The sequence below is a fragment of the Acidovorax sp. HMWF029 genome (assembly GCF_003060895.1).
Lineage (GTDB): Bacteria > Pseudomonadota > Gammaproteobacteria > Burkholderiales > Burkholderiaceae_C > Acidovorax.
Map to the genome: position 1 here is coordinate 1 of NZ_QAIH01000054.1, position 24,245 is coordinate 24,245.

Annotated in this window: 26 protein-coding genes; 23 read left to right on the forward strand and 3 right to left on the reverse strand. The window is 62.4% G+C overall.

Annotated elements, in window-relative coordinates; genetic code table 11:
• Together DBR12_RS03295 and DBR12_RS03300 are read right to left on the reverse strand one after the other, a co-directional pair.
• On the reverse strand, positions 1-390 hold a 390-nt coding region (locus DBR12_RS03295; protein ID WP_304529304.1), incomplete at its 3' end, for a DNA-binding protein.
• On the reverse strand, positions 387-692 hold the full coding sequence (locus DBR12_RS03300; RefSeq protein WP_108615970.1) for a helix-turn-helix transcriptional regulator: 306 nt from the start codon (positions 690-692) through the stop codon (positions 387-389). The genes DBR12_RS03295 and DBR12_RS03300, both read right to left, overlap by 4 nt.
• Before the next feature lie 193 nt (positions 693-885).
• Between DBR12_RS03300 and DBR12_RS03305 the strand changes: the two genes are divergently transcribed.
• From DBR12_RS03305 to DBR12_RS03390, 19 genes are all read left to right on the forward strand, one after another.
• On the forward strand, positions 886-1,590 hold the full coding sequence (locus DBR12_RS03305; RefSeq protein WP_108615944.1) for an XRE family transcriptional regulator: 705 nt from the start codon (positions 886-888) through the stop codon (positions 1,588-1,590).
• A gap of 13 nt (positions 1,591-1,603) precedes the next feature.
• Complete coding sequence (locus DBR12_RS03310) at positions 1,604-2,128, forward strand: DUF4124 domain-containing protein (protein WP_108615945.1); 525 nt, start codon at positions 1,604-1,606, stop codon at positions 2,126-2,128.
• 111 nt (positions 2,129-2,239) lie between these two features.
• Complete coding sequence (locus DBR12_RS03315; protein WP_233244274.1) at positions 2,240-2,929, forward strand: lysozyme; 690 nt, start codon at positions 2,240-2,242, stop codon at positions 2,927-2,929.
• Positions 2,930-3,037: 108 nt separating this feature from the next.
• Positions 3,038-3,637, forward strand: coding sequence for a hypothetical protein (locus tag DBR12_RS03320; RefSeq protein WP_108615946.1), 600 nt, complete (start codon positions 3,038-3,040; stop codon positions 3,635-3,637).
• A 7-nt stretch (positions 3,638-3,644) separates the two neighbouring features.
• A complete protein-coding gene (locus tag DBR12_RS03325) occupies positions 3,645-3,917 on the forward strand; it encodes a hypothetical protein (protein ID WP_146185459.1) in 273 nt (90 codons plus the stop codon).
• The gene (locus DBR12_RS03330; protein WP_108615948.1) at positions 3,917-4,414 is read left to right on the forward strand and encodes a DUF1804 family protein; all 498 of its coding nucleotides are present in this window, start codon (positions 3,917-3,919) and stop codon (positions 4,412-4,414) included. The genes DBR12_RS03325 and DBR12_RS03330 overlap by 1 nt, the downstream gene beginning before the upstream one ends.
• 4 nt (positions 4,415-4,418) lie before the next feature.
• Complete coding sequence (terL, locus tag DBR12_RS03335; protein WP_108615949.1) at positions 4,419-6,089, forward strand: phage terminase large subunit; 1,671 nt, start codon at positions 4,419-4,421, stop codon at positions 6,087-6,089.
• Between the two features lie 12 nt (positions 6,090-6,101).
• Positions 6,102-6,281: a hypothetical protein gene (locus DBR12_RS03340; RefSeq protein WP_108615950.1), complete on the forward strand. Its 180-nt coding sequence runs from the start codon at positions 6,102-6,104 to the stop codon at positions 6,279-6,281.
• Between the two features lie 4 nt (positions 6,282-6,285).
• Positions 6,286-7,803 carry a hypothetical protein gene (locus DBR12_RS03345; RefSeq protein WP_233244275.1) on the forward strand — a complete coding sequence of 506 codons (1,518 nt, stop codon included), beginning with the start codon at positions 6,286-6,288 and terminating at the stop codon, positions 7,801-7,803.
• Positions 7,800-8,723: a hypothetical protein gene (locus tag DBR12_RS03350; protein WP_108615951.1), complete on the forward strand. Its 924-nt coding sequence runs from the start codon at positions 7,800-7,802 to the stop codon at positions 8,721-8,723. The genes DBR12_RS03345 and DBR12_RS03350 overlap by 4 nt, the downstream gene beginning before the upstream one ends.
• Before the next feature lie 329 nt (positions 8,724-9,052).
• Positions 9,053-9,454: a hypothetical protein gene (locus DBR12_RS03355; protein WP_146185460.1), complete on the forward strand. Its 402-nt coding sequence runs from the start codon at positions 9,053-9,055 to the stop codon at positions 9,452-9,454.
• Positions 9,423-9,929 (forward strand): ImmA/IrrE family metallo-endopeptidase, encoded by a 507-nt coding sequence (locus tag DBR12_RS03360; protein WP_108615953.1) that lies wholly within the window; start codon positions 9,423-9,425, stop codon positions 9,927-9,929. Before DBR12_RS03355 ends, DBR12_RS03360 begins: the two co-directional genes overlap by 32 nt.
• Positions 9,930-10,372: 443 nt before the next feature.
• Positions 10,373-10,498: a hypothetical protein gene (locus tag DBR12_RS23430; RefSeq protein WP_255575902.1), complete on the forward strand. Its 126-nt coding sequence runs from the start codon at positions 10,373-10,375 to the stop codon at positions 10,496-10,498.
• 216 nt (positions 10,499-10,714) lie between these two features.
• Positions 10,715-10,975, forward strand: a complete 261-nt coding sequence (locus DBR12_RS03365) for a hypothetical protein (protein WP_108615954.1) — start codon at positions 10,715-10,717, stop codon at positions 10,973-10,975.
• Between the two features lie 6 nt (positions 10,976-10,981).
• Positions 10,982-13,393: a hypothetical protein gene (locus DBR12_RS03370; RefSeq protein ID WP_233244276.1), complete on the forward strand. Its 2,412-nt coding sequence runs from the start codon at positions 10,982-10,984 to the stop codon at positions 13,391-13,393.
• Between the two features lie 170 nt (positions 13,394-13,563).
• Complete coding sequence (locus DBR12_RS03375) at positions 13,564-14,247, forward strand: hypothetical protein (protein ID WP_108615955.1); 684 nt, start codon at positions 13,564-13,566, stop codon at positions 14,245-14,247.
• Positions 14,244-14,744: a hypothetical protein gene (locus DBR12_RS03380; RefSeq protein WP_108615956.1), complete on the forward strand. Its 501-nt coding sequence runs from the start codon at positions 14,244-14,246 to the stop codon at positions 14,742-14,744. The genes DBR12_RS03375 and DBR12_RS03380 overlap by 4 nt, the downstream gene beginning before the upstream one ends.
• A complete protein-coding gene (locus tag DBR12_RS03385) occupies positions 14,741-15,256 on the forward strand; it encodes a hypothetical protein (protein ID WP_233244277.1) in 516 nt (171 codons plus the stop codon). The genes DBR12_RS03380 and DBR12_RS03385 overlap by 4 nt, the downstream gene beginning before the upstream one ends.
• Positions 15,257-15,462: 206 nt before the next feature.
• Positions 15,463-16,476 (forward strand): hypothetical protein, encoded by a 1,014-nt coding sequence (locus DBR12_RS03390; protein ID WP_108615958.1) that lies wholly within the window; start codon positions 15,463-15,465, stop codon positions 16,474-16,476.
• A gap of 92 nt (positions 16,477-16,568) precedes the next feature.
• Here the strand turns inward: DBR12_RS03390 and DBR12_RS22135 are convergent, their stop codons facing one another.
• Complete coding sequence (locus DBR12_RS22135; RefSeq protein WP_158274969.1) at positions 16,569-16,724, reverse strand: hypothetical protein; 156 nt, start codon at positions 16,722-16,724, stop codon at positions 16,569-16,571.
• 19 nt (positions 16,725-16,743) lie between these two features.
• On the opposite strand from DBR12_RS22135, the gene DBR12_RS03395 reads away from it, so the two are divergent.
• The 4 genes from DBR12_RS03395 to DBR12_RS03410 are packed head-to-tail and all read left to right on the forward strand — an operon-like array spanning position 16,744 to position 24,241.
• The gene (locus DBR12_RS03395; RefSeq protein WP_108615959.1) at positions 16,744-20,241 is read left to right on the forward strand and encodes a tape measure protein; all 3,498 of its coding nucleotides are present in this window, start codon (positions 16,744-16,746) and stop codon (positions 20,239-20,241) included.
• Between the two features lie 5 nt (positions 20,242-20,246).
• Positions 20,247-20,645, forward strand: a complete 399-nt coding sequence (locus tag DBR12_RS03400; protein WP_108615960.1) for a hypothetical protein — start codon at positions 20,247-20,249, stop codon at positions 20,643-20,645.
• Positions 20,646-20,648: 3 nt separating this feature from the next.
• Entirely contained in the window at positions 20,649-22,322 is a 1,674-nt protein-coding gene (locus DBR12_RS03405) for a hypothetical protein (RefSeq protein ID WP_108615961.1), read from the forward strand.
• Positions 22,323-22,333: 11 nt separating this feature from the next.
• A complete protein-coding gene (locus DBR12_RS03410; protein WP_108615962.1) occupies positions 22,334-24,241 on the forward strand; it encodes a hypothetical protein in 1,908 nt (635 codons plus the stop codon).
• The last annotated feature ends 4 nt before the right edge of the window (positions 24,242-24,245 follow it).

Below are 24,245 nucleotides of genomic sequence, written 5' to 3' on the forward strand. Positions count from 1 at the left end.
GTGCACGGACTCCAAGTCCAGCACCATGTTCACCAGCAGCATGCGGGCGTCAGCCGTAGCCTTGTCGGTCAGGCTGGGTGGGCGGCGGGTGGGCTCTGGCATGGGGGCCAGGGGAGCGGGCGATGGCTTTTCAGGCGGGGCGAATGACACCACCGGAGCGGGATCAACCTGGGCCAACGCAGTGGTTGCAGCCTTGGCGACCGTGCGGACTGCAATAGCCGCGCGGGTCGCAGCTGACAGTGCGGTGGTGTCGTATTCGAGTCCTCCGCCGACCCGGCCTGCGCGGGGCTGGCTCGGTATGCCTAACTTTTCGAGCTTCTCGCGAGTGCGGAACTCTGTGCTGGGCATGCCCGGCAGACCTGCAATTTCGCGTGCGGTGAGCCAAGTCATGTGCGTGGCTCCTGCTGCTTGCGGATGCGCCCTGAGCGGGTCACAGTGATCTTGACAGTCCGTGCCTGAGCCTTTGCTCGCGTGGTCATGTATCTGGACGGCCAGATTTCCTGCGCGGGCTTGCCAAGAGCATTGGCAACGATCTGTTCAACAGCCCACCAGTGGGTCGTCAGGACGCGCTGAAAGTGTGAGTAGCCATGCTCTTTAGCAAGTTGACGAAGGCTTACACCTTTCTTTTCGAGTGCGGCCTTGACATCCGCAGGATGCCAATCTGTCTGCTGCATACATTTTTGTGTGTCCATGGTCATGATGGTAAACACAAAAAAATGTTCTCGCAAGCTTTTTCAACACACAAAAGGGTGTGTTTGAGTGTGGCCTCGAGTTGCCATCAGACGATATAGGTGGTATCGGGTGTTTCCGTTTTATCTCGCGCATGCTTTAATGTGTTCATGGACACACTAAAATGTTCACCCCGCTCAGCGTGGTGTTGAGATCATGGACAGACCGAGCAATGAACTTCGCGATGCCTATGCGGCCTCACTGGGCGAGCGAATAAGGTCGTGCCGATCCGGCTTCACACGTGAAGAGTTCGCGCGTCGGCTTGATCTCCATGTCAACACCATTGGGAAATTTGAGCGGGGCATAACGATCCCGGATGCGTTTGCGCTTTTGCGGATGGCAGAGATCGGGAAATGCCCTGCCGAGTGGCTTCTGACTGGTCAAACGAAGTCCGACAAGATAGAACGCAGTGTGCAGGCCGTCGAAGCGGGTGAGTACATCTATGTCCCGCATTTCGATGTAGCGTTGTCGGCTGGAAATGGTGTCTTCTGCGACGTTGAGCGTGTTGTTGCAATGCGCCCCTTCGAGGCAAAGTTCATCCGTCAGGACCTTGGCATTACTCACAATGAATTGGCGCTGGTTTCAGTGATCGGCAATTCAATGGAGCCGTTGCTGCGATCCAGAGACACCACGATGCTTGACCTTCGTGCAAAGGACGTATTGACCGAAGGCATTCACGCAATCCGTCTCGATGGCGCCTTGATGCTGAAGCAACTGCAGCGCTTACCCGGAAAAGTATTGAGGGTCAGTAGTTCAAACCCAGAATATTCGCCCTTTGAAATAGAAGGCTCGGATGAAGAATCGCATCGCGATTTTTCGGTGCTAGGCCGGGTCCGTTGGGGCGGCGTCACGTTTAATTGAAAGGGGGAGCGCCATGCTCAAGCAGACGATGTTTCTCGCCGCTTTGTTGCTTTCTTTGCCGACATGGGCGGTCAACAAGTGTGCAGGCTCTGATGGCAAGGTTGTGTTCCAGGATGCACCTTGCACTGACGGCGCCAAGAACCTTAAAGCGCCTATCGAGTCACCCGCTGTCAAGCCTCCTGGTGTAATGAGCGCTGCAGATGTCGCCCGTTCATTTGAGAATCAAATGGAGCAGCCGGAGATGCAGAGAAAAATTCAGACAAACGTTGAGCGGCGCCAGCTCCTTGAGAAAGCCGATACGCTTAGCAGAAGGAGCGATTCAACGCGGTGCGCTCAGGGAGTACAACCTCAGCCGCGCGTAGGCATGTCTGAGGATCAGTTCCTGAACTGCACGATGTTCGCAAGGGACTGGGATCACCTTCAGATCAATGAGACCGAGACACAGTATGGCGTTCGGAAGCAGTATGTGTACGCTCAGCATGCGCCTATTAAGTTTGTCTACCTGGATCAGGGGAAGATCACTGCCATCAGTCGTTAGGAGTTGGTGACGCCTATGGGCGTCCAGTAGGATTGACTAGTCTCAGATAGAGCTATCAGGCCGACATATGTCGGCCTTAGTTTTTTGTGCCCCGACCTCGACAGTCGCGGCATGGGAATCACCAACTCTTTTCTCCTTGGCATCGTCACGGTGCTGTTGTTTGCCTGCCTCCTCGGCAGCGGTGCGGGGCAGCGAGCGCGATCAAGGAAGAGGATGCGCGGCAACGTGAGCCCGCGTCAGGTCGTCGCAGTCATGTCGCTCTCGGCGGCCGGTCTGGTTGGCCTGGTGGTGCATGAGAGCTACACCGATAAAGCCATCGTTCCCACGCAGGGCGACCGCCCCACGGTGGGCTTCGGTAGCACCATTCATGAGGACGGAACGCCCGTAAAGATGGGCGACACCACCACCCCGGTGCGCGCGCTCATCAAAGCCCATACCCACATCACCAAGGATGAGGCAGCTTTCCGCGACAGCCTGCCAGGCGTAGCACTCCATCAGGGCGAATACGACCTGTATCTCGATTGGGTGTACCAGTACGGCATGGGAGCCTGGCGCACATCAGCCATGCGGCGCGAGCTGCTCGCGGGCAACTACAAGCCCGCGTGCGATGGACTTCTCGACTACCGCAAGCTGACCAGCGCCCGCCAGGAGGGACCGGGTTGGACTGTGAGCAGGCGTGATGCTCAGGGCAAACCGGTGCGCTGGGAGTTCGACTGCAGCACACCCGGGAACAGGGTCTGCCGGGGCGTATGGACCCGCCAGCTTGAGCGCCACAAGAAGTGCATGGAGCTGCAGCAATGAAGACTCTTAAGCGCATCTTGATGGGCGTTGCAGGCGCGGCCCTGATCGCCTTCCTCATCTTCTGCCTGGCCGTCATGTGGATGGTCGGCGAACTGCCCCATTGATGCCATGGCCGCTCGTCTGCTCATTGCCCTCGTTGCCGCCCTGGCCTTAGTCGGTGGCGGCTACTGGTGGGGTCACACCGCCACCGACAACGCCTGGCAGGCCAAGCACGCGAAAGCTCTGGAAGCCGAGCGCGAAGAGACCGCCAAGGAAACCAAGCGTGCCGACCAGGCCGCAGCCAACTACCTCACCGAACACATCGACCAGGAAGACCGCTATGCCGCCCTCAATGCCACTTATCAAGACCTTCGCCGCCGTGTGCCTCTTGTTGTTCCTGGGCCTGTGGTTGTTGTCGCCCGCAGCGACCCGTATGGGCCTGACTCGCCGGGCCCGGATGAGCGGAGTGCGCCTGCAACAGCTGTCGATAGCAGCCCTGTCCTCACTCTTGCTGCTGTCCGCATGTGGAACGGCGCCCTCACCGGCATCGACCAAGCGACCGGTGCCTGCAGCCCTGCTAGTCCCACCCAAAGCACCGACGCTGCTTGTGCCCAAGGCTCCGGGCTCACCCTCGACGACGCCTGGGCCAATCACGCAGCCAACGCCAAAGCCTGCGCAGATGACCGCCAGCGCTACCAACACCTGATCGATTTTTTAAACGGAAAGTGAACCCTCCATGCCAATGGAAAAAGACGAACTGATGCTGCTGGGAAAGATGGACGGCAAGCTCGACAGCATTACCGCCCACCTGGGCCGCCAGGATCAGCGCATCGACGCCCTCGACCAGCGCATGGAAGAGCGTCACAACGCCATCGACAAGCGCCTGCGCGTGGTGGAACAAAAGGCGGCAGTGGCTGGTGCCATCAGCGGCTCTGCCGTGTCCATCGGCATCGCCCTGGCTATCGAGGGCGTGAAGCAATGGCTGGGCCGTGGAGGCGCCGGACAGTAATGGCCCACGCATCCGAGAAGCGCACGCAGCTCCGGGGCCTGTATGTGTACCAGCGCCTACCGATGGAGACCGCCTGCAAGAAGGTGGGCGTGCCACGCAGCACCGCCAATCGCTGGAAGCAAGAAGCCGCCGACAAGGGCGACGACTGGGACAGCGTTCGCGCCGCCATGGCACTGGGAGACGATAACTTCGCCAGCCTGAGCAAGAAGCTGCTGGAAGACTACCTGGTACAGCACCAGGCCACCATGGACCTGCTGCGCGAAGCCAAGGACATGGGGCCGATGCAGCGGGCGGAAACGCTCGCCAGCATGAGCGACAGCTTCAACAAGACGATGGCGAGCTTCAAGCGCCTATCGCCCGAGTTGAACAAGCAGGCCATCCAGCTCGACGTGCTGCAGCGCCTGGTGTCGTTTGCCCAGGCCAAGTTTCCGCAGCACCTCACGGCCATGGTGGAGCTGCTGGAGCCCTTCGGCGAAGAACTGGCGAAGGTGAAGTAACGCCATGGCAAAGAGCAGCAAGGAGTTCCTCGAAGGCCTGGCCGCGTTGGCTGATGGCCTGCGCCGCCAGATCGACGCCAACCTCGACGGATGGGACGTATCGCCAGAGGCCATTGCCGAGCGCCGCCGCAAGGTGTTCGACCCGGTGACCGGGTATGAATACTGGGACCGGAATTACTTCCCGCACTACGGCACCGCCGAGCCCAGCGCGCTGCACCAATACCTGTACAAGCGCCTGCCTGAAATGGTCAATGCATCCAGCGGCCAGCGGGACGCCCTGGCCGCCCCACGGGGTGAGGCCAAGTCCACCAAGGTGAGCATGTCGTTCGTTCTCTGGTGCGTGGTGACCGGGATCAAGTGGTATCCCGTAATCATCATGGACGCCTTCGAGCAGGCCGCAGAGATGCTGGAAGCCATCAAGGCCGAGCTGGAAGCCAACCCACGGCTGCAGGGGGACTTCCCCGAAGCCTGCGGCCAGGGCAAGGTCTGGCGTGCGGGCGTGATCGTCACGGCCAACGGCCGCAAGGTCGAGGCCTTCGGCTCGGCCAAGAAGATTCGGGGCCGCCGCCATGGCGCCCACCGCCCTGACCTGGCGGTGATGGACGACATCGAGAACGACGAGAACGTCACGACCCCGGCCCAGCGCGACAAGCTGCAGAAGTTCGTCACGGCTTCCGTATTGAACCTGGGGCCACCCGACGACAGCATGGATGCCATCCTGATCGGCACGGTGCTGCACTATGACTCGGTCCTGGCCCGCTTCCTCAAAAACCCGCTATGGAACCGCAAGGTCTTTAAAGCCATCATCCAATGGCCTGACCGCATGGACCTGTGGGAGCAGTTCGAAGGGCTGCTCTTGGGCGCCGAGACGCCCCAGGAGGGCGAGGCCGCCGCCATGGCGATGTACCGCGAGCAGCAGGCCGAGATGGACAAAGGTGCGGTGGTGAGCTGGCCCGCGCTGCGCCCCATCCACAAGCTGATGATTCGCCGTGCCCGTGAAGGCCATAGCGCCTTTGATAGCGAGCAGCAGAACGACCCAGTAGCGGGCGAGGATGCCCCCTTTGCCCACAGCATCCAGTTCTGGGTGAACCGCCTGGCCGAGTGGGTGTTCTATGGCGCGGCCGATCCATCCTTGGGCAGGCATGGCAACAGCCGTGACCCCAGTGCCATCGGCATCGGTGGCTACCAGCGCACCACCGGCATCCTGGATGTGGTCGAAGCCAAGATCAAGAAGCGCACACCCGACCGAATCATCAGCGACATCATCGACTTTCAGCGGGAGTACTGCTGCATTGTGTGGGGCGTGGAATCGGTGCAGTTTCAGGAGTTCCTGCGCACCGAGCTGGTCAAGCGCAGCGCCCAGCTCGGCGTTCCGGTACCGGCGCGCGGGTTGCTCCCCATCGCTGACAAGGTGCTGCGCATTGAAAGCCTGCAGCCGCACATGCACAACGGCTTGATCCGGCTGCACCGCAGCCAGACCACGTTGGTCGATCAGTTCCGCCACTTCCCCAAGGCCGATCACGACGACGGCCCCGACATGGTCGTGATGCTGTGGATGCTGGCCGTGACCGGTGGGGTTGCTGCAGCCGCCCAAGGCGGCAACAGCAAGGGCAGTCAACAGTCCGCCCGCGAGCGCTATGGCCACACAGCCCAGCGCATGTTTCGGCGCGGCTGACCAGGGGCCGCCATGACCGAAGACCAACAAAACCTTTTGATCATCCGGGGCCACATCGCGGGCCTGCCAGCTTCTGACCGCAAGGGGATCGAGCTGGCCGCGCAGAAGCTGCGCGAGGTGATCGTCCACCACAACGACCATGGCCGCCTGGCGCTCGCCCTTGTGGGCGCCGAGCTGGCTGCAGAGGAATGACATCATGTGGCTGATAGACCGACTGAAGGAGGCCGTGGGCATCACTGCTGCCCCTGCCCAACCATCCAACCCTGTCCGAGAGGCAGCATCTGCCCAAGGTTCGGACGAACCCGGCTGGCGCCGCCTGAGCGGAGACGGCCTGAGCAACCAGAACGACCGCGACCTGTCGCCCATGGCGCAGGACCGCATGCAGAAGGTGGCGGAGTACCTGTGGCAGAGCAACCTGCTCGCCAACCGCCTGGTGGAGCTGCCTCTGGCCTACCTGCTGGCCGAAGGCGTCACACTGCAGTGCAAGGACGAAGAACACCAGAAGCTGCTCAACGCCTTCTGGTCAGACCCTATCAACAACTGGCCTTTAAAACTCACACCCCGCGTGCGTGCCCTGGGCCTGCTGGGTGAGCAGTGCTACATCGCCAACGTGCGCGAAGGGGATGGCTTTGTGCGCCTGGGCTACCTGGACCCAAGGCAGATTGCCACCGTGGTGACCGACCCGGACAACCCCGAGCAGCCTATTGGCGTGGTGACCAAGCGCGACAACCGGGGCAAGCAGCACAAGTACCGGGTGATCGTGCTGGGTGAGGACCGCGACTTGTTCAGTGCAAACACCGCCCGCATCCGGGCCGAGGATTTCACGGACGGTGAATGCTTGCTGTACCAGCTCAACAAGTTCCCCAACGGCAGCCGTGGTCGCAGTGACCTGCTCGGGCAGATCGACTGGCTTGACGCCTACGACGAGTTTCTCTTCAACGAGCTGGACCGCATTGGCTACCTGCGGGCCTTTACCTGGGATGTGACGTTGACCGGGGCCGACCCACAGGCCGTGAAGGACTATGAGAAGGAATTCAAGGCCCCGGCACCCAACAGCACCTTCGTGCACAACGACAGCGTGAAGCTGGAAGCCAAGAGCCCGAGCCTGCAGGCCGCCGACACCAGCGAAAGCGCCCGCCTGTTGCGCAACCATGTGCTGGGCGGTAGCACCACGCCCGAGCATTGGTACGGCGGTGGCGGTGACGTGAACCGTGCCGCTGCCTCGGAGATGGGAGAGCCAACGTTCAAGATCTACACCGGGCGCCAGAATTTCCTGAAGCTGATGCTGGAAGAGATCGGCCGCTTCGTGCTGTGGCGCTCTGCCCAAGTCAGCGGCGTGAGGCCTGACTGGTCCGAGGACAAGTGGCAGGTGACGGCGGTCTTTCCCGAACTGGTGAACCGCGACGTGACGAAGTTCGCCGCCGCCATGGCTTCGCTGGTCACAGCGGTGATCCAGATGATTGATGCGGGGCTGCTGACCGAGGAAACCGCCCTGAAGCTGGTAGCCGACGTGGCACAGCGGTTCGGCCAAGACTTCGACGCCAAGACGGAGCTGGACGCGGCCCGCAAGGAACACCAGGAACGCAAGAAGGCCAAGGCGGCGGAGGACAGCTTCAATCTGCCCGCCGATCTGCGAGACGAGCTGCAGGCGGGCAAGGCACAGCCCAAAGCACCGGCACCTGCCCCGGTTTCTGCAACGGCTGACCAGGCGTGACGCCCGAGCAAAAGCGTTTCGAAGCGGTGCTTAAAGAGCGCCTGGCGGAGCGCGCCCGGCTTCTCATTGTTGCCGACCAAAAGGTCGTGGGCTTGCTTCGGGATGCGTTGAGCCAGATCACGGCCCAGCTCGCAAGCCAGCCCGCCGAGTGGCAACAATGGCATCTGACCAGGCTGCGGGATCAGATCTCGACCGTGCTCGTCGCAACAGGCCAAAAGGCCGGGGCGGAAACCGACCTGGCCCTGCGTGATGCCTGGCAGCAAGGCGAGGATCTGGTGGACAAGCCGTTGGCCGCCGCAGGGCACGCGGTGGAGATGCGCCTCACGGCCCTGGATGCCAGGGTGTTGTCTGCCATGCGCACCTTCGGCCACGAGCGCTTGAACAACGTTGCGGCCGAGGCCTTGGGCAAGATCGGCCAGCAGCTCGGCCTGGTCACCATAGGTAGCGTGACGCCCTTCCAGGCCATCAAGGCAGTTCAGGCACTCCTGGAAAGCGAATCGACCAAGCGCGCCACCACCATCGTACGTACCGAGGTAAGCCGGGCGTTTGCCGTGGCATCCAAAGAGCGTCTTGTGCAAGCAGCCCCTCTGGTGCCTGGACTGGGCAAACAGTGGCGGCGCAGCGGCAAGATTCACAGTCGCTGGACCCACGACCTCATGGATGGCCAGGTCGTGGATGCAGGTGCGCTCTTCAAGGTGCCCAATCCCGGTGGCGGCATTGACCTGATGCAGTGCCCTCACGACCCCAAGGCCCCCCCCGAACAGGTGATCAACTGTGGCTGCCTTGCGATCCCCTACTTGAAGAGCTGGAAGGTGGTCACCCCGGGGGCCAAGCCATTCACTGAGCTGGAGCTGAAGCTGGATGGGCGCAAGGCGGCCCTTGACAAGGCGGCCAAGGATGCGGGGCGACGGCAGGAATGAGGGGGTGTAGCTGTCGCGGGCTACGTCGCTTTAAACAGGGTTGGTGCGGCAACCCCTTGGAAATTTCCCGCTACCCTGCCTGTCGGGCGATTTAAAGGGGGTTTAAACACGTGCCCATGCGATGAACGGATGTCGAAAAAGATCCAAATCGCTGGTTTATGTAGGAGGTGATTGAATTCAACCAAAAATGGTGATAGGATTTCACCCGTCGCCCTGATCAGGCGGCCTCCGAGCTTCCCCTTGGAGTGGAGAGCTACTAACTTAACTATGAAAGTAGGTGCCTGCTGTGACCCCGAGCTTGCACCGCAACTGGAGAAAGGGAACCGACCATGAAGTTGACCGAACTTGGAAAGGAAACTCGAAAAATAAGAATTGGAAGAGACGAAGTGCTGCTTGATATGGCTGTGCGCTTGGAAATGTCGCCCGCCATGCTATCAGCCATCGAAACTGGAGCAAAAGCCGCCCCCGATGATTTCGTGGCGCGTCTGGCGAGCCAGTACGAAGAAGTGGCAGAGCGACGTGCGGTTTTTGAGCACCTTGCCGAAAAGACAAAAAAGCTTGTAAAGCTGTCGCTGGAGGCATCGATGCCAGATGACGTGAAGGATGCAGCGGTGACTTTTGCCCGTGTGCTCCCTCAACTTTCGCCCGAAGACCTGGCCACTATTGGACGTGTTTTTGAGAAGTACAAGAAGGGAATGTATGACAAGAAAATCGAAGGCCGAGATATGTGAAAGCGTTCAGCAACTCAAGTCCGTCTGCGCCGAGTGGGGGTTCATGGATGCAGACGGTTCTCTTGTACTGAAGCTCGTCTATGAGCACCTGCAAATCATCTGGCCAGGCTGGCTGATGTTGGTTAGGGAGCGTGATGAGATGGGTGCTCACCTGGGAATTACGAACCCATTCAAGAAGACCATTGCACTACGTGACGATGTCTACCGTGGTATGTGCGCTGGGGACCCGGAGCATTGCTTCACAGCAGCGCACGAACTTGGCCACATGGTGATGCACAGCGAAGTCACGTTTGCGCGGATGGAGAAACGTAGCGGCATTGAGATGGTGGAATTCGAAGGCGAGGCGGACTCTTTCGCTGTTGAGTTGCTGGGGTTTGACTCGCCCGCGAATCAGAAAGTGCTGCGCCAGTTGGAGCACTTGCTGGAGTCCATCAAGTTGCAGCCTGACGAAAAAAAAGGCTCACGAAATGATTGAGACATTTCGCGAGCCTGGGTTGGTGAAAAGCGGTCTACCAAACCACTTGATCACGCAGACGTCTTGGGGAAGACAGAAACGGACTGTATCAGTTCGGCGTGTTCAAGCAAGCCAAAACTGCTCAATCTCTTCACGGAGGTGGCTATGTCCTACACGCGTCTTAAGACAGTGTTTGTTCGCCGCTACACCCGCCGTCGTTACGGGCGGTGGGAGTGGGTGACCCAACACTGGCGTTCGCACCCAGGTCAAATGAGCTTTGCATTTGACTAAATAAGGTTGGTGACGGGAATTACCAGTTCCCGTCACCAGGATGCTGAGTACGGGTGAGGCATCAGCAGTGCTTTCTTTGCGGAAAGGCCTTTGAGTTTACGCTTTTGGGCCGTGCGCTGCAACCGACGATCCCGGTAACCCCTTTCACGGTAAGACCGTGAGAAAGGTTTCCGATGACCGCTGAACGTACTGGCGGCCGTTGGGTGATCTGCCGCTACATCGTCAAAAATGGGCGCGTGATCTACCCAAAGAACGGCAAGTGCTTCCGCTTCTGGGTTGACGACTCGAAGCACAAGTAAGACCAATCAGCTTCGTGCTGATCGCGCATTCAAGATTGCGCCATCTGCCATCAAGCCAAGTTGCTTGGTGAGTTGCAGCGAGTCGTGCTAGCCTGAGAGAGCACTTTCTCACATCACGGGCCGACATATGTCGGCCTTAGTTTTTTGTGCCCCCCTCGGCACAGTCACTCCATCGCAACCCGCCGCCCCGCGCGGCTCACATGGATGGAGTGATGCATGTCCGACCCCAAGAATCCGCCCGAGGCCGACAAGGGCAAATCCCGAGAACTGACCTTCGCCGAGGCCGCCAAGCGCGTACAGCGAACGGTGGTCGAACTCGTGGACGGCAAAGGCGACGAAGGAAAAGCCGCCAAGGTGCCCCGCGAAAAGCGCGTGGCCGTCAAGGCTGAAGAAGTCCTGTCCTTCAAGGACTACGGCACACATGTGGTCGTAGTCACCAAGGACGGTCAGAAGCTCACCAGCACGGGTGAGGAGTAAGCCCGCATGAAATGGGCTCAACTCATTGCAGCGCTGGCGGCCTGTGGCGGCTTGCGCACTGGTGCAGCGGTGGACGCTGCCCTGCGCGAGGCTGCAGCGCCTCCCGAGCGCGACTTCCGCCAGCTTATCGATGTGGTGCGCGCGGCGATCTCTGAGCAGATCAACAGCGGGCGCCTGCCCGAGCAACGCCGGTATTGCAGCCTGTCGGCCATCTACAGCGACCGCGCTGTGATCGAGCTGGATGGCAAGCACTTTCAGTACAGCTACTCGTTTAAGCACATCGCTGGCTCCGACCAGGTCGTGCTCGGTGCGCCTATCGAGGTGGTCGAGCAGTACGTGCCCACGGCTCCCGCGTCAGCCCCGGCTGCTGCGCCAGCGGCTGCCCCGGTCTCCGTGCGTGAAGCGCTGGCCGACGAGGCCTTCCGAGAAGCAGCAGACGGCTCCATCGAGGTCACCCTCATCCGTTCCGGCCGCAGCGGCAACCGCAACTACTACCCCGACGCCACCTTGCGCGAGGCGGTGTCCATGTTCGAGGGTGTGCGCGTTTTCACCAAGAGTGACGCAGAGCACATCGCTGGCAAGGGCAAGGATGTGCGCAACCTGATCGGCGGCATCTACAGCGTGCGCTTTGTAGAGGGCAAGGCGCCTGACACCGGCGCGCTGGTAGGCACCTTTAAAGCCCTGGACCCCACGGATGCGGCGGTCACCAAGATGACCGAGGCCGTCAAGCGCGGCATGCAGAGCCTTCTTGGCCTGTCCATTGACGCCGACGCCCGCACCAAGCAGCGCAAGGCTGGGGCCGAGACCCTGCGCGAGGCCGTGAAGTTCACCAAGGTGCACTCCGTTGACCTGATTGTCGAACCGGGCGCTGGCGGCGGCCTGGATCGCCTGACTGAAGCCGCCGCCGACCAACCTCTCAACAACCCCGAAGGAAACGCAATGCCTCTCTGGAAGCAACGCCTGCTGGAAGCCATCAAGGCCAAAGACCCCGTCAAGCACGCCACCATCAACGCCGAGACCATCGGTGACGATGAGCTGGTGAACCTGCACGAAGCCGTGTGCGGCTCCCTGGTGCAAGCCGCGCCAGGCGCTACCCGCATCGCCGAAGCGCAGGGCGACAACACGCCTCTGACCCGTGCTGACCTGGAAGTGTTCACCCTGCGCGGCGCAGCCCGCGACCGTATCAACGCGGCCAAGCTGCCCCAGGCCGCCAAGGACCGCCTGCAGGCACAGGTGTCCATCGCTGGTGCCGACCGCCTGACCGAGGCCGCTGTGGGCGACCTGATCAAGGCCGAGGGCGATTACATCGCCCGCATGACGGAGAGCGGTGCCGTGCGCGTGCCGATGTTCGGCGAAGGCTCCATCTCGGTGGGCGACCGTAGCCTGACCATGCGCGACATGCTCGACGCCTTCTGGGACCCTACCCACAAGGACCACGGCCGCGTGCAGTCCTTCAAGGAGTGCTACATCGAGATGACGGGCGACCGCTTGGTGACCGGCCGCCTGCGCGAGTGCGACCAATCGCGCCTGGTGGAGTCGCTGGGCAGCGCATCGCTGGGTGAAGTGCTGGGCGACAGCGTGACCCGCCGCATGCTGGCCGAGTACCGCGCCGCCGTGGACTTTGACGGCTGGCGCCAGCTCGTGAACGTGGTGCCAGTGAACGACTTCCGCATGCAGCACCGTACCCGCTGGGGCGGCTATGGCGACCTGCCCACCGTGGCCGAGGGCGCCGACTACCAACCTCTGACCAGTCCTGGCGATGAAGAAGCCACCTACAAGGCGGGCAAGAAGGGTGGCACGGAAGACATCACCCTGGAAATGATCAAGAACGACGACGTGGGTGTGATTCGCCGTATCCCCACCAAGCTGTCGCGCGCCGCCAAGCGCACGCTCGCCAAGTTCGTGTTCGACTTCCTGCGCACCAACCCGGTGATCTACGACACCAAGGCGCTGTTCCACGTCGATCACAACAACTTGTTCGCGGCGGCCCTGTCCAAGGCCGAACTGGCGATCCACCGTCTGGCGATGCTCAAGCAGACCGAGCTGAGCAGCAACGACCGCATCGGTATCGCTCCATCGCGTCTGGTGGTTCCCTCCGACCTGCAGGAGGCGGCGGTCGATCTGTTCAAGCTGTCCACCAACAACGAGAAGACGTTCATCCAGACCCTGACGATGAACATCATCCCGGTCTGGTACTGGACCGACGCCAACGATTGGTGCACTGCTGCTGACCCAGCCGATATCCCCGGCATTGAGGTGGGCTTCCTGGATGGACGCGAAGAGCCCGAGTTGTTCGTGCAGGACACGCCCAACGTGGGCTCCATGTTTGCGGCCGACAAGCTGACCTACAAGATTCGCCACATCTACGGCGGCGCGGTGACCGACTACCGCGCCTTCACCAAGGCCGTGGTGGCGTAACGCACTGGACACACCCAGCGGCGCGAAGCGCTTCGGCGCAACAGGCTGGTGCCCTGCCAAAGCACCCGGCCCGCCCCGCAAGGGGTGGGTTGTCCAAGGCCCCGGACCTGGAGCCTTGGACAACCCAGCCGACCAACACCTCTCTCTTTTAAACAGGACTTCGACCCATCATGGCCTTGGCCGATTTTCAGGCGCTGCTCAGCGACCTGGCCCGTGATCAAGCGAGTGTGCTATCTGCAGACTCGCGTGTCCGCGCCCTGGATGCCGCGCGCCTGCAGTACAGCTCAGATCATCCGCGCCGCATGGTGGACGACGTGACTTGGCCCACGGGTTCTCTGGCTCCAGCGCCTCTGGGATGGACGGACAGCGCTTGGATTCAAAGTGCGGAGTACCCCATTGGTCGAGACCCGCTCGCAACGATTGAGGTATCGGCATACCTGTCACCCACTGGCTGGCAGCTCATGGCAGCGGACCACGTGGCAACGGGTGGCGTGGTGCGTGTGAAGTTCATGGCTGAGCATGCGCTCTCGGCCACTGAGGACACCATTCCAGCCAGGCACCGTCTTCCTGTGGCCCAGTACGCGGCACACCTGCTGTGCCACCAACTGGCGACCCACTACAGCGCGCAACGGGAGAACGGCTATGGCTCGGACGCCAGCATGACTGAGACACGGGCGCGTGAGTTTGCCGCCAGGGCCAAGGAGCTTCGGTCCGCTTACTACGCCGGAGTGGGGATAGCCGACCCGTTCGCGCCTGCGAGCGGCAGCAGCTCTGGCGCAACGGCCGCTGCAGGCGTTGTGAGCTGGCCGAGTCGCAACCCGCGCCATCGCCTGGTGCAGCGAGGTGGTCTGTGAATCTGTCCATCAGTCTGGGCGGCTTGCAGTCGTTCGCAAATGGGCTGCGTGATGCTCCCGCCTATACCGATCAGGTGCTGCAGGAGGCCATGACCGAGGCCACGCTGCTGGTACAACGCGAATGGCAGGAGAACCTGCCCCGCGTATCTGGCCTCACTGCCAGGAGCATTACCAGCGACGTAGCCAGCACACCGGCTGGCGTGCTTGGCATCGTGAGCAGCAGCCAGCCCAATGCACTGTTTCTGGAGCTTGGCACCCGCCCCCACATGCCCCCCGTGGCAGCGATTGAGCCTTGGGTTCAGGCTGTCCTGGGCATCCGTGAGCCCAAGGAGGTCAAGCGTGTTGCCTTCCTGGTGGCCCGCAAGATTGCCCGCGAGGGGACGCCTGCGCAGCACCCGATGGCGAGAGCGGTCCAGTCCACAGAGGGGCAAGTGACGGCGATGTTTGACCGCGCTGCTGCCAAAGTGGCGGCTCACCTTGCGGGAGGTGGCAAATGACGATGCCCAACACCCTGGCCGCTTCTCGCACCGCGTTGCTGGCCCTGCTTCGTTCCGTGTCTGCAGTCGGCGTGGTGCATGCGTGCGAACGATATGCAGACGGTGAGCTGGGGTTTAAACAGGCCTATCTGTACACCCATGCAGACCCCGCGACGGATGCCTTTGCCGGTGAGCCGCATATCCGTGGCTGGTATGTGAGGCGCACGGCGACATCAGAGGTGAATGCCAACGGACGCATCCTGAACGAACACACCTGGCTGGTGCGCGGCTATCTGTCGTTCCAGACCGCCATAGACAGCGAGCTGATCTTTGATGACCTGGTCGAGCGCATGCGCGATGCCGTGCGCGTGGATGGCTCCTTGGGCCTGCCTGGCCTGTTGGGCTCGGGTCTGTCTGAAGAGCGCGGCGTGCAAGTCGCCGGTGCAGGGCCTGTGATCTTCGCAGGCCTGCTGTGCCACAGCGCAGCACTTGAACTCAAAACCCGTAACTGGGCCGAATGGAGAAAACCATGAAACCAGCCACCACCAGGCCGCGCCGGAAGGCCCCCATGCCACCAGCGCCACCGGCTATGGAACAAGTGATCCTAGCCCAAGAGCACGAGCACATGGGCGTGAAAAAGCCACCGGGCACACCCATCGTCGTGCACCCAGAAACTGCCCGCTGGCTACGTGCCGTGGGCGTCGTCCCCCCCTTACCCACCACCACAAAGGATTGACTCATGACTTCTGCAGCCATCATCAAACGCGTCTTCGCGCCCGCTGGCTATATGGGCCAGGTGTATGCCCGCGAGCGCGGCAGCATTACGGCCCCCATGCCCATCGGCAACGTCCTGGAACTGGAGCTGTCTCACAAGGAGGATGTCCAGAAGCAACAGGACATGACGGCCCTTGGAGGCGGCACTCACGCGGAGATGCGCCGTGTGACCGATGTCGAGATCAAGATGAAGCTGGCCGACCTGAACGTGACCAACCTGGCCCGCGCCTCGCTGGGTACCGTGCAGGGCGTGGACGGCGGAACAGTGGCGAATGAGGCTCAGAAGGTCACGCGCGGTGGCTTGCTGCGCACTGCGCACATCGGCCCAAAGAACGTCGTGCTGCGCAAAGGCAGTACCGCTGGTACCGGGACGGCAACGGACGAGCAACACACGGGTGTGAACAAGGGGGCGCTGGTGCCCCTGGTGCACCTGACGGGCGCACCTGCTACGGCGGTGACCATTCGCATCGGCGCTGATGTGGCCACGGCAACGGCACTGACGGCCGGGGGCAACTACACAGTGGTTGCAGGTGGTATCCAAGTGGATGCAGGCGCCCCAGATGTTGCCAACGGGTCCGTCTTTTGGGTGAACTACACGTATGCCACGGAGGGCGACCTGATTGCCGCTGCAGGCAACTACGAGGTACGGGCTTCCGGTGTCTACGTGCTGCCGGATGCCGTGGACCTGGCCGACGATGACAATGTGAAGCTCAGCTATGAGTTCGCCAGCTATGCGGTGATCGAAGCCCTGACAACCAAGGCCAAGGAGCTGGAGCTGATTTTTGAAGGGCTCAATGAAGCCGACGATGGCAAGCCCTGCATCGTTGAAATCTGGCGAGCCAGCCAAGGTGTGGCATCTGCCATTGGCCTGCTGGCCGACAAGGGCTTTGCAAGCCTACCTGTTACGGGCGCCGTCCTCAAGGACGATACGAAGAGCGGGGTAGGCGTCAGCAAGTACTACCGCGTGCGCAAGGTCTGAAGACGACCAACCCACTCCCCCCAAACGAATAAGGCCGACATATGTCGGCCTTATTTTTTTGTGCTTCGCGCGAGACAGTTACGTCATGGCGGCTACTGCTGGCGCTTGAAAAACGGTTGCAGAACCAGCCAGGTGATGAAGGCGCCCAGGCCAAAAAAGGCCACAAAGCCCACGGCCATGCCAATCGACACAAAGCCGCCTGCAGCAAGCAGGAAGGCAACACACAGCAAAAAGAGGATCGGGCGCATGCCTGCATTGTAAGAAAACATGGCCGACAAGCAAGTCAGTGCAGAACTCCGCGTTGGCGTCACGGGCCGTGAATCAATCACGGGCCTGGCGGATGACCTGGATGACGTCTCCAAGGTACTGACCGGCGAGTTGTCAAAGTCTGCCCAATCGGCCGCTGCCCGGTTGCGCGAGCTGGCCGAGCAAGACGCTGCGATCTCGGCCTTCTTGCAGCTGCAGACCGAGGCGCGTGACGCGGGTCGTGCCCTCAAAGCGGCTGAAACCGAGGCCGCCAACTATGGTCGGCAGATTGCGGCCATGGGGCCACCCACCGCCCAGGAGGCAGCGGCGCAGCAGCGCCTGCAGGCGGGGGTCGATGCTGCGCGTATAGCCCTGAGCCAGCAGGAACAAGCCCTGTCTGGCGCCCAGGCCGCACTGCAGCGGTTTGGCGTTTCGGGGCAGAACGCCCGCGATGCGCAGCAACGACTGCGCCAGGAAGTGGCCGGAGTCCGTGAGGCCATTCAGGACCTGGTGCCTGCCTACCAGGGGGCCGCCACTGGGGCTTCCAATGCCGGTGAGACGATGGTGCGCACACACCGCCAGATTGGCGACGGTGTGGAGTCCATCAGCCAGCAACTCGCCCGACTGCAGAGCTTCTACGCAGCCCTCCAAGGCTTCCAGGGTTTAAAGACCATGGCTTCGGACTTGGCGGAGACGGCCGACCAGGTCAACAACCTGCAGGCCCGTCTAAAGCTGGTGACCGGCGAGGGTGACAACTTCACGCGCTCCTGGAACGAAGTCACGCAGGTTGCATTGCGCACGCACAGTGCGTTGGAAGAGACAGGCGTTCTCTTCACGCGACTCGCACAGGCTGGAAAGGACGCGGGCCTATCCACGGTCGCGGCCAGCACCCAGTCCTTGGCTTTGACCGAGACGATCAACCAGACGATTCAACTCAGCGGGGCCAGCGCTCAGGCATCCAGTGCGGCGATCACTCAGCTGGTGCAGGGGCTGCAGGGCGGCGCTCTGCGTGGTGATGAGTTCAACTCGGTAATGGAACAGAGCCCGCGCCTGGCGCGTGCTTTGGCTGATGGCCTCGGCGTCACGACTGGGGAACTCCGCAAGATGGCAGAGGCCGGCCTGCTCACCAGCGACACCGTTATCAAAGCGCTGCAGGGGCAGAGCCAGACGGTGGCCGCCGAGTTCTCGAAACTGCCGCCTACTGTGGGCCGGGCACTACAGGACTTGTCCACCCAATGGACCCTCTATGTCAGCGAGACCGACAAAGCTACCGGCGCAAGTGCGGCTGCGGCCTCTGCGATCAGTGCGCTCGCCAACAACCTCAAGACCGTTGCAGGCCTCCTGATTGACGTTGGGCAGGCCACCGCTGCCTTCATGGCACTTCGGCTCGCCCAGCACTTCTTGGGGATCGGTGTCGCCGCCCAGGCATCGGCCGCAGCGGTGGCCGCCAATAACGTTCAGATGGTCGCGTCTGGGAACGCAGCCACAACAGCCGCAGTGGGCGCAAGCCGGTTCGCCACGATCCTCGCCAGCCTGCGCACCTTCACCCTGATTGGACTGGTCGCCAACTTTAAGGACATCGGCACCGCGATTGGTGAGGCCGCCGCCAAGCTGGCGGGATACAAGGACCGTACCGAGGAGCTTGCCCGCGCGGACAAGCTGGCGGCAGACATTGCCAAGGAGGCAGCGGCGGACAGGGCGCGCCTGGCTACTGCCATTCAAGCCGCAGTTGAACGCACATTTGACCTATCAAAGGCGGCACGTTCGGGTGTCGCTGAGTTTGAGAAGCTGAGCAAGGAAGGGGCTGTCACCGCCGAGGCGCTTAAAAAGGCGACCGACGCTTTTGATCTATCAAAGGTCCAAGGTATTCGGGACTTCTCCGCCGTGCTCGAAAAGCTCGCAGCGGACGGCAAGATATCGCTTACGGAGTTGCGGGCTGCATGGTCGAAAGCGCTGGATGGCAAGGACCTCGCGGAATTTGAGGTTAAGGCCCGAGCCGCATTTCTTGCCGCACGCAGTGAAGCAGAGAAGGCTGCGAAGGCAGTTCGCGATGCCCTGGAGCAAGGTGTTACTGGTGAGCCATTGGCTGCCCTAAAAGCAAAGGCAGAGGCAGCCTTCGCTGTGCTTACCAAGGAGTCGGAGCGATCCGCTCAGTTGATGGATTCTCTCCTCCGGGAGGCAGTGAAGCGCACAGGCCTGGAGTTTGAACAGCTTCAAGGCCGAATCGGTACAGCCTCCCGAAGCGCTATCAACGATGTGGAAGCCATCATCGCGGGCTTGGGCAAGCTCAAAGCAGAGGGCGCAGACGTCGGTCGCGTGCTCGCTGCTTCATTGAGCAAGGCCATCCAGACAGCAGACAGCGAGAAAGCCTTGGCGGCAGTTCGCGCGCAGATTGAACAGGTGCGCAAGGAGCTGGGAGACAAGATCGCTGACGGTTTGCTTGACCAGGCCAAGGAGAAGGCCGACGCGCTGAAAGACGCCCTGGACCAGGCAACGCCTGGGATCAACAGCATGCGTGAGGCGCTGAAGCAATTGGGCGTGACGTCCGATGAAAGCCTCAAGAAGATCGCCACCGATTCCAAGGAGGCATTCGACACGTTGACATCCAGCGGCACAGCAAGCGCTCGGGAGTTGGGTGAAGGCTTTAAACGGGCCGCAGAAGCGGCCATCGCTGCCAACAAAGGAATTGCACCTGCTTGGGTCGAAGGCCAGGCTGCAGTGCGCGGATACGAAATTCAAATCGACTCAGCGGGCAAGGCGACGCTGAAGCTGCGCGATTCCATTGAGCAGACCGGTGCATCCAGCGGCCGCGTGGCGCCAGGTATGCAGCGAGATTGGGGCGGAGTGACTTCTGCGATTCGCACCTCCACGCAGGCCCTGCAGGACTACCAGCGCCGGATGCAACAGACCTATGGCCGCCCGGGAGAAGGTGACAAGGGGCTGTTTGAGCGCGGTCGGTTCTCCAGCAACGGCCAGGAGCTGGGTGGCGGCGTGCAGGAAGTCGGCACGGGCGGTTCCCAATTCCGCAACAAGGACGGCTGGTCCAGCGATGCAACAGGCCGGGCCCTGACTCAGGGCATTTGGACGCGGACCGCGATCATCGAATACCTCAAGCAGGCGGGGCTTGATGAGCTGGTTGCACGCAAGCTGTCCGAGCAGTTTCTCGATTCGAATGGAAAGGTGCCCTACACCGCCAAGGACGTGCAGAAACGGTGGGCGGGCAAGTTCGGATCGCTTTCTGAGGCGCTCAGCAATATGGCTGAGTACTACAGGCATACCGACAACGGCAGCGCTGAGATGAGCGAGATGCTGGACTTCGAGAAGAAAAGGCGGAGCACCCCGCAGCGCCAAGGCTCAGCGCCCAACGACAGCACCGGGGCACCCGGCGCCACTTACGTCTCCAACATCACCATCGACGGCGTCCAGACCCCTGTGCGCTTTGCCGATGCCCAGAGCCAGGCCCAGGCCGAGGACCTGCTGCGCAAGCTCGCCCGCGCCAAGAGCGCCGCCGCCAGGTAAACCCCATGAGCATCACACTGACCTACAGCGGCACCACCGCCACCCTGAGCGACCGTCTGCACTGGGCCGACGAGTTCGACTGGTCTCCCGTCGAACAGGGCACCGCCTACAGCACCACCGGCCGCCTGTTGGTGGACGTGGCCCTCAAGCAATCGGGCCAGCCCGTGACGCTGGAAGGCACCGACACCAATGCCTGGATCAGCCGCGCCCTGTGCAGCACCCTGCAGGCCTGGGCCGCGCTGCCAGGCATCCAGCTTGACCTGGTGCTGCGTGGTGAGACGTACCAGGTCATCTTCGACCACGCCAAGGGCGGCTTCAGTGCCCAGCCGATCTGGAAGCTTCTGGATGGCGAGATCACGCCCGAGCTTTTCTACCGCCCCACCTTCCGTTTTCTGAAAGTCTGACCCATGACCATCCTTGAAGGCGATATCAAACTGCTGGCCAGCCGCGTGATGGACGACGTGCCCGAGGGCGGCGGCGGCCCCACAGGCACCGTCATCCCCTACGGCGGCAGCAACCACATCTTCCGCGACATCACCGAGGCCGACCGGGCCGGTGGCAACGTCAGCGTCATGCAGGTGCACGCGGCGGTGATGACAAACAACGCCGAGCCCTACATGGGCGCGAACTTCATCCTGTCCATGCCGCCCACCGACCCCAACGTGTCGGTCACGCTGGCGAAGTGCAACCTGTTCGCGCGGCGCACCGAGATCGCGGCGGCCATTGCCAACTACCTGATCAAGGCGTCCGAGTGGTCGGGCTACCTGCTGGAGAACCATGTCCTGGGCCAGAAGAACATCCAGCTCTTCCAACGCCCGGGCACTGCCACGCCGCCCATCGGTCGCACCTTGGTGCTGATCTACAACGAAGGCCTGCCCGACGAGCGCGCGCAGTACATCCGCGTTACCAAGGTCACCACCGAGACGCGCATGTTCACCTACAACGTCAACGGCACGTTCGTGGACTTCCTGGGCCAGCTCACCCAGCTGGACCTGTCCGACAGCCTGCGCTTTGACTTTCCCGGTAGCCCACCAGACCGGGGCTTTGGGCGCGACCCCAACAAAACCATGATCCGCGACACCTCGGTGGCCGACGCGGCGGAATACTACGGCGCGGCCCCCACGGTGTTGGCCGCCGCCCTGGGCGACAGCGTGGTGAAGGTGGACAGCATCTACACCCAGCTCGTGCCCAACTCGCGCACCGAGACCTCGGCCCTGGACCAGCGCCCAGCCGCCACACGCTCCATCGTGCTGGCCGACGCACCGCGCCGGGTGGAGATCGCCGTAGCCGCCCACACCCAGCGCATCAAGATCGGGCAGGAGAACCGGGGCTTTAACTACGTCTTCATGCTCGCGCCGCTGCCCGAGCCAGGCACGGTCACCATCAGCTGGATGGCGCTGGGCACCTGGTACGAGTTGCAGGATGACGGTACAGGCGTCTTCACCGGCAGTGGCGTGGGTCAGCTGATCTACGCCTCCGGCAGCGGCAGCGTGACGCTGCCCGTGCTGCCTGACGTGGGCAGCGCCCTGATCATCCAGTGGGGCGAGCGCGTGGGCTACACCAACCGCAGCACGCAGGGGGCGGCCATCCGCGCGCCCGAGTACTGCTGGACGCTGCAACATCAGGGCGTGGTGCCTGGCTCGCCCGTCATCACCTGGCACAGCGCGGGTGTGCTGCGCACCGCCACTGCCAATGCTGCAGGGCTCATCAGCGGCGATGCGACGGGCCGGGTGGACTACCCCAGCGGCACCGTGCTGCTGCGCACCGTGTACCTGCCCGACCCGGGCGACGAGATAAGCACGGCCTACAACACCGATGTGGTGGTCAAGGAGCTGCTCGCCCCCAGCGCACCCGATGCGGGCGGCTACATCACGCTCAGCCTGGCCCAGCAGCCTGCTGCGGGCACCCTGCAGATCGAGTGGGCAACGGCCCGCACCACCAGCAACACCAGCGGGGGCAGCGTCACGCAGACCAATGCGATCAAGAACGCCGATGTGACCTACACCTCCCGCTCGGTGCCGGAGTACAGCGAGCCCGAATCCACCAGCGGCCTGTTCGTCAACTGGCCTCAAACCTCCTGAAGAGGTACAGCATGTCCATCACCTACGTTCAACGCCCCTTCACCATCACCAACTCCAGCAGCAGCAACAGCTCGCTGACCCAAGAATCAGGTCGCACCACCGATGGCCGCATCGTCGTAGTCCAGACGGTCACCGACGACGGCGCGGGCGCTTTGTTCGGGGGCCTGGGCACCGTCAATTACGGGGCCAAGCAGGTCAATCTGCGCGCGGTCAAGTTCGACCGCAGCACCGAGTCGTACAAGAGCGACTACGACAATGCCACCGAGTTCGGCAGCACCGTTGGCGACGGCAGCGGCAGCAGCAATGCAAACAGCCGCAAGGGCGCGTCCTACGGCACCACCACCGTGGGCGAACAGATCCTTGCTACCTCCAGCGTGGTCGCACGCTACCGGGTTGCCCCTGCGGTGGTCACAGCCCGCACCGACAGCTTCCAGCCCCAGTCCATCGTCATCGACCTCTGCCCGTACACATCCGATTCCATCGTGCCCGGCAGCGTGCAGTTCGTCTGGATGGGCCAGACATACACCGACTTCGAGGGCGTGATCTACAGGGGCCGCACGGGTAGCAACCCGGGCATCAACTCGGGCCGCATCGACTACGCAGCGGGCACCGCGCGCATGACCGACTACGTGGTCGGCCCTAACCCCGACGCCATCACGCTTCAAAGCCTGTGGACCCGGCGCAGCGCGTGGAAGACCGCGAGCATCTTCATGCGTACGCAGGCGGCCCCGATCAAGCCCACGGGCTACGTGCTCACGCTCACCGACACCGCAGGCAACGCACTCACGGCCACGGGCGATCTCAACGGCAACCTGCAGGGCGCCCACATGTGGGGCCACATCGACTACCAGACCGGGGTTGTGGAGCTGCAGTTTGGTGACTTCGTGCTGGACGCAAGCCTCACCGCCGCCCAGAAGGCAGAGTGGTGGTACGACGCCGCCGACGTGGGCGCGGTGGAGCCGGGCAAGATCTGGCGCCCCTGGCCTGTGGACCCCACCACGCTGCGCTACAACAGCGTGGCCTACTTCTACCTGCCGCTGGACGCCGATATCGTGGGCCTTGACCCGGTGCGCCTGCCGCCTGATGGCCGGGTGCCTAAGTACCGGGTGGGCAGCTATGTGGTGATCGGCCACACGGGCGTGGTGCCTGCAGCTACCTACACAAACGGGCAGACGGTCAACTGCGCACGCGAGCGCCTCTCGCGGGTGTACCTGATCGGCGCGGACGGCCAGCTCATTCGCACGGGCTACGCGCCCAACCTGGACGCGGGCACCATCGCCATCACCGACGTGACGGGCTGGGTGCAGCCTGTGACCGTCAAGCACCGCATTGAGCAGATGGCCCGCGTGGCTGACGTGCAGATCGACGGCACCCTCAAGCTCACCAAGCAGCTCGCCCACAATTTCCCAGTGGGCTCCATCGTCTCCAGCGCCATCATGGCGGGCAACTTGCGCGCCCGGGCGCTGCCGGTGTTTGACCAGCAGACCTGGGACGGTGTGACATGGTCCGACGTGACGGTCGGCAACTCTGCGCCGTCCACCTACAACGACGGAGCCTTCCCTGTGGCGGTGACCAACGCGGGCGCCATGACCGAGCGCTTTGCCCTGCGCGTGCTCACCGGGGGCACCGATGTTGAGGTGATTGGCGAGCACGTGGGCAACCTGGGCACGTTTTCTCGCAATACGGCCATCGCCCCCATCAACCCGGTCAGCGGCGCGCCGTATTTCACACTCGCGGCTGCAGGCTGGGGCGCTGGCTGGGTGCCCGGCAACACGCTGTTCCTGCCCACCGTGGGCGCGTACTACCCGCTCGTGGCCATCCGCGCCACGCAGCCTTCCGAGGCCATCGGCACCGACTACGCCTTTGAACTCACCGAGCGCGGCGATATCGACCGCGCGCCCACCAACCCCGTCATCTAGGCCG